A 13575-nucleotide genomic window follows, 5' to 3' on the forward strand; every position below is an offset into this window, starting at 1 on the left:
GGGTCAGAACATTTTCCGGAGAACGAAGATCGCCGCCGCCTGCTCGGCGGGATTGAGCTCCGCTAGGGTGCGGTGCGTGATGTCGCGCGCCCGGGGAATCATCTCGTCGAGCAGGGCCCGCCCCGCCGGCGTGATCGCGACCAGGACCTTGCGGGCGTCGTGGCGGTCCTTGTCGAGGGTGATGCAGCCGCGCGCGTGCAGGCGCTCGAGAATGCCGCGGATCGTGCCCTGGTCGATCGCCGTGGCGGCGATGAGATCCTTCTGGGAGGCCTGGCCCTGGCGCTCAAGGGCGCACAAGGTCGCGAACTGGACCGCGGTCATCTGCGGGTCGCCGATATGCTCCTGGAAGATCGCGAGATGGCGGTGATAGGCGCGCCGCAGCAAGTAGCCGATCTGCTCGGTGACGTCGTAAGGCTCAGGCAGCGTCGCGCGGGCCGCGTTCTCGGCAGCGTCATGGGCCGGTCCCGACTGTCCTGACGCGAGCATGCGAGTCCTTCCGCTGGGGGAGACACAGGCGCTTTTGAAGTCTTCGATTTATAGAGTGCACACTATTCCAAAGGGAGCGTCAATAGCGCCTTGCAGCCGAGATGCCGCCGCATACGGCAAAAGCGATCCAAAAAATCGGCAGTTTGAACCGAGATTGGGATTCCGCATTGCAGGCCGGCAGCCAGAAAGAAGAGTGTACCCTGTTTATTCGGGCGAAATCCGACTCTTGCGGCGTCTCCTCGGCGTCGGTGCACGGCGATCGTCGCCGGGCCTATTGAGCCTTGTGCAGTCGCTGGATCCGAGCTGGGCTTGGGAGTGGTCGATCGCGAGAAGGGGAAGACGATGCTCGGCTCGATCAGGACCATCCAGGCCGTCATTGCGAGCGGTGCAGTTCAGGCTGGAATCATCCCCCCCTAGGCCGAACCGAGGCTAATCGTGCCCAGTCGCCGATCGGCGCCTTATGCCCCAATGATTGGAGTTGAAGTCGCGTGGAGCGAGTTCCGCTGCATCGCCGATGCTCATCAGATTGTCACAACGCCAAATCCACGATCATGACCGATCATGGTCGACATTTCGTCCGTGCCCGGATTGCTGCGTGTTGGAACCGCAATGCGCATGCGACGTTATCTGTGTTGACGATGTAGATACGAGTATGGCTTATCAACTCTGTGTTGACCGATCGGCAGATCGATCAACCCGCGCAGCCAAGCGCGATCAACCCGGAGAGAATGGAACCCTGACAATGCCACCCGCCGCAGCTGTCGAGAAGCGACCGGCATCGGAGACGAAGACGACAACGATAAATCTGAGAGTACCCCGGCAGACACGAGATCTCATCGATACCGCTGCAAATGTCGTCGGGAAAACGCGTACGGAGTTCATGCTGGAGAGTGCGAAGCAGCACGCGATCGATGTCTTGATCGATCAGAAGCTGTTCTCTCTGAATGAGGCGCAGTTCGAAGCGTTTATGGATGTCCTCGACAATCCGCCGCCGCCTAGCTCACGACTGAAGAGACTGTTCGCAGAGAAATCCCCATGGGAGACGTAACGGACATATCGACGAAGCTCGGGAGCGGTCTTTCGCCCCCGAGCCCTATCACCTCTCATCACGATCTGAGCCGGTTCGCCTGCGGCCACGATGCCCTCGACGATTGGCTGAAGGCTCGCGCTGTGAAAAGCGAGGGGCAAACCAGCCGCACATATGTCTGCGCCGAACGCAATCTCGTCGTGGGCTACTACTGCATTTCGAGCGCCTCTGTCAGATTGAGTACAGCGCCTGGAAAGTTGCGGAGAAATAGCCCAGATCCCGTGCCGATGATCGTGCTTGGCCGCTTGGCGGTGGGCACATCTCACGAGCGACAGGGTATTGGCGCAGGCCTTCTGAAGGACGCTCTTCTTCGGGCAATCCAAACCTCCAAGATCATCGGCGTGCGCGGCGTCCTCGTGCACGCTATCGATGATCGTGCCGCGGCCTTCTACACGCGTTTCGACTTTGTCGAGTTCCCTGCGGAGAGCAGGACGATGTTCATACCGATTGAGACCGCGATCAGGGCTCTCAGTTGAACACAGCGAAGTTCAACGAAATCTCACAAGGCTGCAGTCGAGCATTGCCCTTATGAAAAACCGACACCCGGCTCTCGCAGCAAGGCTCTAAGACACCGTTTGGAAACTCCTGCCCTCATCCCGAGGAGGCCCGCAAGGGCCGTCTCGAAGGATGCTCCAGATGGTTCGGGAGCCTCCTGGAGCATCCTTCGAGACGCCATTCCTGCCGGAATGGCTCCTCAGAGCCTGACCGGAAATGAATCGAGCGATATCAAGAACCTCCGTTCGCTTGCCATCATCCGCACCGTCATTCCGGACAAGCCGCGCCAGCGGCGCAGATCCGGAATGACGGCGCAGGGGTGGTCAACGCAGAGCCATTGAAATCCTTGATGTCATTTCCGGCTAGCCTCTCAGGATGAGGGCTGAGGGAATTCCCAAACGGGCTCTAACGCGGATGTTCCCGCCGCCAGGTCTCGGGCCGCTCGAAGTCGAGCGCCCAGAGCCCGCGCCCGGCCGCCCTCGCCTGCTCTTCCTCATTGCGATAGCCGCCATAGGCGACCGCCTGGCCCTGCCGCACCAGCTCGGCGTTGATGTCGATCTCGCCCACACGGCAATGGGCAAGCCCGCGGCCATAGCGATCGAGCTTGCTGATCTCGCAGGTGACGAGGCCACGCTCCAGCAAATCGGCCAAGGCGCGGCGCGCGCTGCGTCCGCAATCGACCGGCCTGCCAGCCTTGGTCATGCAGCTCTGGCGATATTCGGGCGCATCCAGCCCTTCCAGGCGCAATTCCTCGCCGTTCAACCTGAGCGAATCGCCGTCGATCGCCTGCGCCGCGCCGGTCAGCAGGCGCGCAGGCCCGAGCCGATATTGCAGCACGGCGCCCGCTATCGCCAGTAAACCAAGGATTCCAAAGGCGACCACGAGATCGACCAGCCGGCTGACGCGTCGCCAGCCGAAGGGGCCTGACCTGAAACGACCGAATCCGAAGCGCGCCATCAGGAAGAGCTTAACGATTTACAGACCATGATGGCGAGCCGGCGGTGCATCCTGCGCTGCCGGGCGAGGACATTTTTGCTCCGATCATGGCGGAAGTCACGGCTGAACAGGTGCAACGCGGGCGTGGACCCGACCCGACCGCATTGGCGCGCCGCAAGCTCGTCACGCGCGAGGTCAAATCGGTGCGCGAGCGACTGACCTCCTCGACCGGGCTGGTGCGCGCCTTCGACTACGAATTGCTGCGGCTGTTTGCGCAATACCGGATGAACGGCACCGCCGGCACGCTGGTGCTCGCGCTTTGCATCGCGGCTGCGGCCTGCCTGTGGACACCGATCTCCAGGGTCGCGCCCTGGGTCGGTGCCGTCATCCTCAGCTCCCTGGTCATCGTGATCCTGTGTCGGCGTTTCCTCCAGCAGGAGACCGGCGATGTCCGGATCGGGCTGTGGCGCCGTCTCTTCGCCCTGGCGGAAGGGGTCCATGGCTTCACCTGGTCGCTGATCCTGTTGCTGTTCGCGCAGAGCGGCGCGCCGGGCGCCAAGGTCTTCGTCACCACGACCCTGCTGATTGTCAGCGCGCTGACCGTGATGCTGTCGGCCTCGATTCCGATCGCGGTCTATGCCGGATTGCTTCCGATCACCGTCGGCATCGGCCTGTTCTTCTGGGGCCGCAACGATATCGACAGCGTGACGATGGCGCTGATGGCGGCGTCCGCCCAGTTCTTCTTCATCTTCCTGGCCAACCGGCTCTATGCCAGCTCGGTCTCGACCATCGAATTCCGCGCCGAAAAGGACGCGCTGATCGCGGAGCTGGAAACCGCGACCGCCAATTCCGACGAGGCCCGGCGCAAGGCGGAGGAAGCCAATCTCGCCAAATCGCGCTTCCTGGCCACGATGAGCCATGAGCTGCGCACGCCGCTCAACGCGATCCTGGGCTTCTCGGAGGTGATGAAGAACGAGGTTTTCGGCGGGCACGCCAACGCCGCCTACAAGGAATATTCCGCCGACATCCACGGCTCGGGCCAGCATCTGCTCGAGCTGATCAACGAGATCCTCGATCTCTCGCGCATCGAGGCCGGCAAATACGAGCTGAACGAGGAGGCGCTCTCGCTCGCCGCCATCGCCGATGATTGCCGCCACATGCTGAACCTGCGCGCCAAGGCCAAGGGCCAGACGATCCGCGAGGCGATTGAGCCGCATCTGCCCAAGGTCTGGGCCGATGAGCGGGCGATCCGGCAGGTGGTGCTGAACATCCTCTCCAACGCGATCAAGTTCACCCCGCAGGGCGGCGAGATCTCGATCAAGGTCGGCTGGACCGCCAATGGCGGGCAATATGTCTCGATCACCGATACGGGACCGGGCATTCCGGAGGATGAAATCCCGATCGTGCTGCAGACCTTCGGGCGCGGCTCGCTGGCGATCAAGACAGCCGAGCAGGGCTCAGGCCTGGGCCTGCCGATCGTGAAGGGGCTGATCGACCTGCATGGCGGCGGCTTCCACCTGAAGTCGAAGCCGCGCGCCGGAACCGAAGTGACGATCACGCTCCCGGCCGAGCGGGTGATGGATACGCTGGCAGCCCTGCCGGAACCGACGACGCGGGCAGCCTGAACAGGCCAATGGCGAAGGTGCTACGCTTCGCCATTGGCCGGCCATCCCCGCTGAATTCAGTCCACGACCCGGACTGCGCCTTTGGCTGCGCTCGTCGTCATCGCGGCATAGGCCTTGAGCGCGGTGGTGATCTTGCGCTTGCGCGGCGCGGCGGGCTTCCAGGCGTCCTTGCCCTTGGCCTCCATCGCGGCACGCCGGCGCGCCAGCTCCTCCTCCGAAACCTGCAGGCTGATGCCGCGGTTGGGGATATCGATGGCGATGATATCGCCATTCTCGACCAGACCGATCGTGCCGCCCTCCGCCGCCTCAGGCGAGACATGGCCGATCGATAGGCCCGACGAGCCGCCCGAGAAGCGCCCGTCAGTGACCAGCGCGCAGGCCTTGCCGAGCCCCTTCGACTTCAGATAGCTCGTCGGATAGAGCATTTCCTGCATGCCCGGCCCGCCGCGCGGTCCCTCATAGCGAATGACGACAACGTCGCCCTCTTTGACCTTGCGGTTGAGGATGCCCTCGACGGCGGCGTCCTGGCTCTCGAAGATCACCGCCGGCCCGGAGAAGCTCAGGATCGAGGCGTCGACGCCGGCCGTCTTCACGATGCAACCGTCGAGCGCGATGTTCCCGGAGAGAACGGCGAGCCCGCCATCCCTGGAATGGGCATGATCCTTGTCGCGGATCACGCCGCCGGCGCGGTCGAGATCGAGCTCCTCGAAGCGGCGCTCCTGGCTGAAGGCGACCTGCGTCGGCACACCGCCAGGCGCTGCGCTGTAGAAGCTCTTCACCGCCTCGCTTTGCGTCCGCGTGATGTCCCAGCGCGACAGGGCCTCAGCCATCGTCGCCGCATGGACGGTCGGCAGCGAGGTGTCGATCAGCCCGGCGCGCTCGAGCTCGCCGAGGATCGCCATGATGCCGCCGGCGCGGTGGACATCCTCCATATGGACGTTGGCGACCGAGGGCGCGACCTTGCACAGCACCGGCACGCGCCGCGACAAGCGGTCGATATCGGCCATGGTGAAAGCGATCTCGGCCTCATGGGCGGCGGCGAGCAGATGCAGCACCGTATTGGTCGAGCCGCCCATGGCGATGTCGAGCGTCATCGCATTCTCGAAGGCCTTGAAGCTCGCGACATTGCGCGGCAGCACGCTCGCGTCGTCCTGCTCGTACCAGCGCCGGGCGATGTCGACGATCAGGTGCCCCGCCTCGACGAAGAGACGCTTGCGGTCGGCATGCGTCGCCAGCACCGAGCCGTTGCCCGGCAGGGCCAAACCCAGCGCCTCGGTGAGGCAGTTCATCGAATTGGCGGTGAACATGCCCGAGCAGGAGCCGCAGGTCGGGCAGGCGGAGCGCTCGATCACATCGACTTCGCTGTCGGAATATTTGCTGTCGGCGGCGGCGACCATCGCATCGACGAGGTCGACCTTCTTGAGCACGCCCTCGGCGATGTATTTGCCCGCTTCCATCGGCCCGCCGGAGACGAAGACGGTGGGGATGTTGAGCCGCATCGCCGCCATCAGCATGCCGGGCGTGATCTTGTCGCAGTTCGAGATGCAGACCATGGCGTCGGCGCAATGGGCGTTGACCATGTACTCGACGCTGTCGGCAATGATCTCGCGCGAAGGCAGGCTGTAGAGCATGCCGTCATGGCCCATGGCGATGCCGTCATCGACCGCGATGGTGTTGAACTCCTTGGCGACGCCGCCAGCCTGCTCGATCTCGCGGGCGACGAGCTGGCCGAGATCCTTGAGATGGACATGGCCCGGCACGAACTGGGTGAAGGAGTTGACCACGGCGATGATCGGCTTGCCGAAATCGCTGTCCTTCATGCCAGTGGCGCGCCACAGGCCGCGCGCGCCGGCCATGTTGCGGCCCTTGGTGGTGGTGTCTGATCTCAGCTTCGGCATGATTCACCCTCTCCGCCCGGGAGACTGGACGTCAAAACATCGCCGGCTCTCATCAACGCGTGAGAGCAGGATCGGCGCGAAAAACCGGTCCCCACTTTTTCGCATCCTGCTCTAATCGCTATGCCGCCGCCGGCAAAATTGAATTCTTCGATTTCCAGGATCGACGCGGCCGATCGCAGCGAGAGCATCGGCCCAAAAAGTGCGAACCCGTTTTCGGAACAAGCCCCAGCACTTGGCCCGGGAACACCTGGCTCGGAAACACGCCGTCATCCCGGGCGAAGCCCTCGGGTCCGATCTTCGATCGGCTCAAGGATAAACTCCGCGCAGACCCGGGATCCATTCCTGAGCCCCGCCGATCAATGCTCCGGAATGGATCCCGGATCGGCGCCGCTAACGCGGCTTGTCCGGGATGACACGCCCTGTATGTCCATCTGATTGCAGCCTGCTAGCTGGAGACGGCGCGCCGGAGTCGGCATAACGGGGCATGGCCGGCGATTTCGACGGCAGGCGCGTCCGGAAAACACCGCATGATCCGCAATATCGACATCGACCTGATGCGCTGCCTGGTGACTATCGCCGAGAAGGGCAGTTTTACGCGCGCCGCGGCAGCGCTGTTCCGCAGCCAGTCGACGATCAGCTCGCAGGTGCGCCGGCTGGAGGAGCTGGTCGGCCACACCTTGCTGCAGCGCTCGCCCCATGAGGTGGCGCTGACGCGCGCCGGCGAGGATTTCCTGGGTTATGCGCGCCGCATCGTGGCCTTGCATGACGAGGCGCTCGACGTCGCCGATGCGCAGAGCGTGAGCGGGCCGGTGCGATTGGCGGTGATGGACGACTACGCCACGATCGTGCTGCCGGAGACGCTCGCCCGCTTCGTGCGCTCCCATCCCGATGTCGAGCTCGAGGTCACGACCGGCTTCACCCGCGATCTGCTGACCAGGCTCGGCGAAGAGTTCGACCTCGTGCTCACCACCCAGAAGCAGGGCGACGGGCGCGGCGAGGTGCTGCGCAGCGAACGGACGCTCTGGGCCTGCTCCGACCGGCATGGCCTGTCATTGGAACAGCCCCTCAAGCTTGCGCTGCTCAGCGCCCCCAACATGTACCGGGAATGGGGGCTTGCTGCCCTGAACACGGCGGGGCTGAGCTGGCGCATCCTGTTCAGCAGTTCCAGCATCGGCGCAGTCGAGGCCATGGCGGCTTCGGGCGCCGCCGTGACCATCGTCAAGGCCGGCACGGCGCGGCCGGGCTTGCGCTTGCTCGACGCCAGCGACGGCTTGCCGGCCCTGCCGGCCTCCGAGATCGCGCTGCATATGGCGCCGGGGCGCGCCAGCCCCGCCATGCGGGCGCTCCGCGACTTCCTACGGCAGGCGCTGACGCAAGGCGGCCACGAGAGCAGCCAGGGCGAAGCCTGACGACGCCTCAGGCCTCCGCCGTCCCCTTCCCCGCCACACCGGCCTGAGCGAAGGTCGCCATGCCGGAATGGATCGCGGCGGCGGCCTTGACCAGCGAGGCGGCAAGCGCCGCGCCCGTGCCCTCGCCCAAACGCATGTCGAGCGCCAGCAGCGGCTGCTTGCCGAGCCGGGCCAGGACCTGCGCATGCGCGCCCTCGGCCGAGAGATGACCGGCGAGGCAATGGTCGATCGATGACGGCTCCAGCGCGTGCAGGATCGCGGCGGCGGCAGTGACGACATAGCCGTCGAGAATGACCGGGATGCGCTGCGAGCGCGCGGCGATGATGGCGCCGCAGATCGCCGCGATCTCGCGCCCGCCGAAGCGGCGCAGGACCTCGAGCGGGTCACCGAGATGGGCCGCGTGCAGGGCAAGCCCCGCCTCGACGGCGGCGACCTTGCGCTTCAGACCCGCATCATCGACGCCGGTGCCGCGGCCGCACCACATCGCCGCATCACCGCCATAGAGCGCGGCATAGATAGCGGCGGCCGAGGTGGTGTTGCCGATGCCCATCTCGCCGAGGCATAGCAGATCAGCCCCGCCCGCGAGCGCCTCCATGCCGAAGGCCATGGTGGCGACGCAGGCGCGCTCGTCGAGCGCGTCCCCTTGCGTGAAATCGCCGGTCGGCAGGTCGAGCGCGAGGTCAAAGACCTTGAAGCCGATATCGAAAGCCGCGCAGATCTGGTTGATCGCCGCGCCGCCGGCGGCGAAATTCTCCAGCATCTGGCGCGTCACCGCCTGCGGAAAGGCGGAGACGCCCTGGGCCACGACGCCGTGATTCCCGGCGAAGACGCAGACCAGCGGCCGGTCGACGCGCGGGATCGGCTTGGCCTGCCAGGCGGCGAGCCATTCGGCGATCTCCTCCATGCGGCCGAGGCTGCCGGCGGGCTTGGTCAATTCCTTGTCGCGGGCGCGCACCGCATTGGCCGCGGCCATGTCGGGGCCAGGCATGGCGGCAATGAGCTGGCGGATATCGTCGAAGGGCAAGCCGGAAGCGGGCATGGGCGTCTCGTCGGGCGATGCGGAGATGGGCACCGGGCGCTTCGCCATGGCGGCCGGCTCGCCGCTGCTGCTATAGGCTCGGGCGCATGAAGACAATCGAGGACAACGAGACGGCATGAGCGAAACACCATGAGCGAGACGCAGGCCGAGAGCGCAAACGCCCCGCGAAACGAGCCGTCATTTCAAGACGAGCCGTCATCTCAGGACAAGCCGACTTGGCCGGGCTGGCTGGCGGCAACCGCGATCTGCGTGCGCTTCTATTCGCGGCTGCCGTTTCCGCGCCTGGCGAGCGAGGGCGAGGTCCACGCCATGCCAGATTTCCGGCTGGTGCCGCGCGCCTTGCCGCTCGCCGCCCTCCTCATCGCGCTGCCGGCAGCGCTGATCCTGCTGGGCGCGGGCCTTGCCGGCATCAACCCGACGCTTTCAGCCGTGCTCGCCGTCACCGCCCTCGTGCTCACCACCGGGGCCTTCCATGAGGACGGTCTCGCCGACACCGCCGACGGGCTGTTCGGCGGACATAGCCCGGAACGGCGCCTGGAGATCATGAAGGACAGCCGCGTCGGAACTTTTGGGGCGATGGCGCTGGGATTGTCGCTGCTGCTGCGCGTCACGACGCTGGCCGCGATCCTGGCGGCGGCGGGCCCTTGGGCTGCGGCCGGCGCCGTCCTCATCGCCGCGCCCTGGTCGCGGGCGGAGGGCATCTATCTGCTCGCGACCGAGAAACCGGCGCGCATGGAGGGCGCATCGGTGGCGGTCGGCCGGCCGACGGGACGCACGGCCCTGATCGCATTTTGCCTGTCGGCTGCCTTTGCGATCGTTCTTGACACCTCATTCGCCCTGCCGCCCTTCGGCCTGGTGCTCGGCTGGTTCCTCAGCGTCGGCACCGTGGCGGTCTTCAAGCGGCTCTGCCGCCGCCTGATCGGCGGGCAGACCGGCGATATCGTCGGCGCGATGCAGCAGCTCTCCGAGATCGCGATCTATCTCGGCTTCGCGCTCATGCTGGGAGCGACCAAGCCGTGACGGCGGCATCGAGTCCAAGCCTATCGAGTCCCTGCGTCAAGGTCTGTGTGATCGACCCCGCCAGCAAGCTTTGCCAGGGCTGCTGCCGGACGCTCCGAGAAATCGCGCAATGGACCGGGATGAGCGAGGCGCAGCGGCTGGCGGTTATGGCGCTGCTGCCCGAACGCATGCGGGCGCAAGTCGATCGAAACTGAGCAGCCGCCGCCCGTCATTGCGAGCGGAGCGAAGCAATCCAGGGGGGACTGGGCGAGGTGTCCTACCCAGTCCCGCTGGATTGCTTCGTCGCTTCGCTCCTCGCAATGACGGGTGCGGGCGCCGAGGGGGCCTATTCCGACCCTGTCGCCGTCGCGACGAGCGCTTCGCCCGCCAGCCGGTAGAAGATCTTCTCCCGCTGCGCGACCGCGCCCAGGCTCTCATAGAAGCGCAGCAATTCGGGATTGGCGGCGTCCGCCGTCCAGTCGAGACGCTTATGGCCGCGCACTAGGGCGAGGTCGGCAAGGGCGCGCATCAGGGCGCGGCCGATGCCGGCTCCGCGCGCCTCACGCGCCACGTAAAGCTCCTTCAGGAAGAAGCCCGAGGTCAGGCCGGGGCCGGGATAGATCGCCGCCGCCGCCGCGAAGCCGAGCAGCGCCGCCCCATCCCCAGCGATAAGAAGCTCGACGCCGGCCGGCGGCGCCGCGATTCCGGCCAGGATCTGCGCCGGCTCCGGGCATGGCACGCGGTAATGCCCCTGCATCTCGACCATCAGCGCCACCAGCGCCGGATGGTCAGCTTCCGTGAGAGGACGAATGCGGATTTGCCGGGTCTGAGCAGCCATCACTTGCCTCCCTTCATCACTTGCCCCCTTCAGACAAGCAGCGACCAGAGGAAGCGTGAGGCGATGACCAGCAGGAACAGCCCGAAGGCCACCTCCAGCTTGCGCTTCGAGAGCCTGTGCGCCAGGCGCGCGCCGATCGGGGCCGTCCAGATCGAGGTCGGGATGAAGAGCAGGAAGCCGATGAAGGAGACATAGCCGAGCGAGAGCGGCGGCAGGAGGTTCATCTTCGGCCAGCCGGCATAGATGAAGCCGAGCGCGCCGGGGATCGAGATCAGCACGCCCAGCCCCGAGGAGGTTGCGACAGCCTGGTGGATCGGGCGGCCATAGAAGGTCATGAACAGGCTCGACAATTGGCCGCCGCCAATGCCCATCAGGGCCGAGAGCACGCCGATGATGCCGCCATAGACCGTCATCAGCGGCCTGCCCGGCATCTCGGAGCCGAGCTGCCAGCGATCCGAGGCGAAGAGCAGGCGCATGGCGCTGGCGACCGCGACGACGACGAAGACGATCTTGAACAGGTCGGGCGGCGCGAAGCGGGCGACATAGCTGCCGAGGATGACGCCGAGCACGACCGGCACGGCCCAGACCTTGAGAATGTCGAGATCGACCAGCCCCTTGGCGCGATGGGCGTTGAAGGAGCGGATCGAGGTCGGGATGATGATGGCAAGCGAGGTGCCGACGCAAAGCGGCATGCGCACCTCTTCGGGCACGCCGATGACGCGGAAGACCTCGTAGAGCACCGGCACGATGACCGCGCCGCCGCCGACGCCGAAAAGGCCCGCGAGCACGCCGGTGAAGGCGCCTGCGACGACGAGCGAGACGGCGAGGAAGACGAGATCGCCGATCGGTATTCCAGCAAACATGGGATGAGCCCGGTGGTGGTCAGCCACATCCTGTGGGCGATTTCGCCGGTGACGGCAAGGCGCCTGCGGCAGAGCCGGCATGCCAAGACAGGACGGGCCAGACAGGTGCCGGGCAAGCAAGAGCCGGACCGTAGCGAGGCTCATCCCATGCGGTAGCGGCAAGGCAGCCCCGCTGCCATGAGGGCTCGACCGAGCGCAACAGCCCGGCCGATCCTGAGGCCGCGTCCCAGGCGACGCCGCTGCAACCCATCATCGGAAAGGAACAGAGACCACCCAGGGATGGCACGCAGCACCCGGATTAAATCGTTTCAATCAATAAAAATTGAGGGAGGTTAGGATGACAGACCCCTATGAAGCGACATCTCCAGAAGGCGCGCTTTCGCGGCGTGCCCTGATCAGGACGGCCGGCGCCGGCGTGCTCGCCGCGGCAGCCGGCCCCGTTCTGGCGCAGACCGCCGCCAGCCCCGCCGCTCCGCCGACCACCATCACCAACCCGCCGCGCGATTTCAGCCCGCGCGGCGCGCCGACGACCTATTTCTGGGATCCCGACGTCATCGCGGTCGACCCGTCCTTCAATGGCCTGGCCCAGCCCAATGCCTCGATCAAACGGCTCTGGACCGGCGGGCTCTGGGTCGAGGGGCCGGCCTGGAGCGCACAAGGGCAATATCTGGTCTGGAGCGACATCCCGCGCAACCGCCAGATGCGCTGGATCGAGGATGACGGCCATGTCAGCGTCTTCCGCGCGCCCTCGGGCAACAGCAACGGCAACAGCTTCGATTTCCAGGGCCGGCAGCTCTCCTGCGAGCATCTCAACCGCCGCGTCGTGCGCTATGAGCTCGACGGCTCGGCGACAGTGCTCGCCGACAGTTTCCAGGGCAAGAAGCTGAACTCGCCCAACGATATCGCGGCCCATCCCGACGGCAGCTACTGGTTCACCGATCCGCCCTATGGCGGCCAGCTCTATGAGGGCGCACCGGACGCGGCCGGCGGCCCGAGCAACGCCAGTGGCAAGATCAATCCGCGGCTCGGCCAGCTGCCCGGCATCGGGCTGGCGAAGCGCGAATTGCCGACCAACACCTACCGGCTCGATCCGAGCGGGCGCCTCGACATCGTCACCACCGAGCAGCAGGTGCCCGACCCGAACGGGCTCGCCTTCTCGCCCGACTACAAGAAACTCTACATCTGCTCGACTGGAAAAGGGCCGGGCGACACCGGGCCGGGCGGCAAGGGCGACATCCATGTCTTCGATGTCGGCGCCGACAACAAGCTCTCGAACCAGAAGCTCTTCGCCGATTGCATGATCGACGGCATCAATTGCGGGCCGGACGGCTTGCGCTGCGATGTCGAGGGCAATCTCTGGGCCTCGTCCAATGCTGGGCGCAATGTCGGTTATAACGGCGTCACGGTGTTCAACCCGGCCGGCAAGGTGATCGGCCGGATCAGGCTGCCGGAGGTCTGCGGCAACATCTGCTTCGGCGGCCCCAAGCGAAACCGGCTGTTCATGGCCGCGAGCCAGTCGATCTACGCGGTGTATCTCGCGACGCAGGGGGCTGGGCCGGGCTGAGCCAGCCTGATGTCACTCATGGAGGAGCCCCGGGGCGTCTGCTCCGAGGCTCCTCCGTCATTCCGGCGGCACAGCGGATGGCCTTATACTGACGGCCTTCAGCGACGACCGATGGCGTTATTCTCGAGGCTGCGCGCCTCGTCGAGAGGCGCGGGGAACCCTTCTCCCGGATGGGAGAAGGGCAGGGATGAGGGCCTGCCGCTGATTGTTGGGGCACAACCGCGCCGCAGCGCCTTCTACTGAGAGGGCACACCCTCACCCCTGCCCCTCTCACTGAACCCGGGTATACCCGGGTTCAGCACTCAAAGTGTCGAAGTCGGGTATACCCGACTTCGA

Annotated in this window: 13 protein-coding genes; 7 read left to right on the forward strand and 6 right to left on the reverse strand. The window is 65.7% G+C overall.

The features are described from left to right. Positions 1-3: 3 nt before the first annotated feature. The gene (locus BMZ97_RS24730; RefSeq protein ID WP_092176133.1) at positions 4-486 is read right to left on the reverse strand and encodes a MarR family winged helix-turn-helix transcriptional regulator; all 483 of its coding nucleotides are present in this window, start codon (positions 484-486) and stop codon (positions 4-6) included. Between the two features lie 652 nt (positions 487-1138). Here BMZ97_RS24730 and BMZ97_RS24735 point away from each other — a divergent pair. Both BMZ97_RS24735 and BMZ97_RS24740 read left to right on the forward strand, forming a co-directional pair. Continuing rightward, positions 1139-1534, forward strand: a complete 396-nt coding sequence (locus BMZ97_RS24735) for a type II toxin-antitoxin system TacA family antitoxin (protein ID WP_244546588.1) — start codon at positions 1139-1141, stop codon at positions 1532-1534. Beyond that, positions 1522-2049 carry a GNAT family N-acetyltransferase gene (locus BMZ97_RS24740; protein ID WP_092176138.1) on the forward strand — a complete coding sequence of 176 codons (528 nt, stop codon included), beginning with the start codon at positions 1522-1524 and terminating at the stop codon, positions 2047-2049. Before BMZ97_RS24735 ends, BMZ97_RS24740 begins: the two co-directional genes overlap by 13 nt. A gap of 424 nt (positions 2050-2473) precedes the next feature. Here the strand turns inward: BMZ97_RS24740 and BMZ97_RS24745 are convergent, their stop codons facing one another. Further along, positions 2474-3025, reverse strand: coding sequence for a thermonuclease family protein (locus BMZ97_RS24745; RefSeq protein ID WP_092176141.1), 552 nt, complete (start codon positions 3023-3025; stop codon positions 2474-2476). Between the two features lie 86 nt (positions 3026-3111). On the opposite strand from BMZ97_RS24745, the gene BMZ97_RS24750 reads away from it, so the two are divergent. Beyond that, positions 3112-4629: a sensor histidine kinase gene (locus tag BMZ97_RS24750; protein ID WP_092176446.1), complete on the forward strand. Its 1518-nt coding sequence runs from the start codon at positions 3112-3114 to the stop codon at positions 4627-4629. 56 nt (positions 4630-4685) lie between these two features. Here the strand turns inward: BMZ97_RS24750 and ilvD are convergent, their stop codons facing one another. After that, a complete protein-coding gene (gene ilvD, locus BMZ97_RS24755) occupies positions 4686-6527 on the reverse strand; it encodes a dihydroxy-acid dehydratase (protein WP_092176143.1) in 1842 nt (613 codons plus the stop codon). A 527-nt stretch (positions 6528-7054) separates the two neighbouring features. Here ilvD and BMZ97_RS24760 point away from each other — a divergent pair. Then, entirely contained in the window at positions 7055-7936 is an 882-nt protein-coding gene (locus BMZ97_RS24760; protein WP_092176146.1) for a LysR substrate-binding domain-containing protein, read from the forward strand. A 7-nt stretch (positions 7937-7943) separates the two neighbouring features. On the opposite strand, the gene cobT is transcribed toward BMZ97_RS24760, so the two are convergent. Then, positions 7944-8975 (reverse strand): nicotinate-nucleotide--dimethylbenzimidazole phosphoribosyltransferase, encoded by a 1032-nt coding sequence (gene cobT, locus BMZ97_RS24765; protein ID WP_092176449.1) that lies wholly within the window; start codon positions 8973-8975, stop codon positions 7944-7946. A 129-nt stretch (positions 8976-9104) separates the two neighbouring features. On the opposite strand from cobT, the gene BMZ97_RS24770 reads away from it, so the two are divergent. Next, positions 9105-9995 (forward strand): adenosylcobinamide-GDP ribazoletransferase, encoded by an 891-nt coding sequence (locus BMZ97_RS24770; RefSeq protein ID WP_092176149.1) that lies wholly within the window; start codon positions 9105-9107, stop codon positions 9993-9995. After that, a complete protein-coding gene (locus BMZ97_RS24775) occupies positions 9992-10189 on the forward strand; it encodes a DUF1289 domain-containing protein (protein ID WP_092176151.1) in 198 nt (65 codons plus the stop codon). The genes BMZ97_RS24770 and BMZ97_RS24775 overlap by 4 nt, the downstream gene beginning before the upstream one ends. 131 nt (positions 10190-10320) lie before the next feature. Here BMZ97_RS24775 and BMZ97_RS24780 read toward each other — a convergent pair whose 3' ends face one another. Together BMZ97_RS24780 and BMZ97_RS24785 are read right to left on the reverse strand one after the other, a co-directional pair. Then, positions 10321-10812, reverse strand: coding sequence for a GNAT family N-acetyltransferase (locus tag BMZ97_RS24780; RefSeq protein ID WP_092176154.1), 492 nt, complete (start codon positions 10810-10812; stop codon positions 10321-10323). Between the two features lie 29 nt (positions 10813-10841). Next, positions 10842-11675 carry a sulfite exporter TauE/SafE family protein gene (locus tag BMZ97_RS24785; RefSeq protein ID WP_092176157.1) on the reverse strand — a complete coding sequence of 278 codons (834 nt, stop codon included), beginning with the start codon at positions 11673-11675 and terminating at the stop codon, positions 10842-10844. Between the two features lie 337 nt (positions 11676-12012). Here BMZ97_RS24785 and BMZ97_RS24790 point away from each other — a divergent pair, with 337 nt between their 5' ends. Continuing rightward, positions 12013-13239, forward strand: a complete 1227-nt coding sequence (locus BMZ97_RS24790) for an SMP-30/gluconolactonase/LRE family protein (protein WP_092176159.1) — start codon at positions 12013-12015, stop codon at positions 13237-13239. Positions 13240-13575 lie beyond the last annotated feature (336 nt).

The organism is Allobosea sp. OK403 (assembly GCF_900113835.1).
Lineage (GTDB): Bacteria > Pseudomonadota > Alphaproteobacteria > Rhizobiales > Beijerinckiaceae > Allobosea.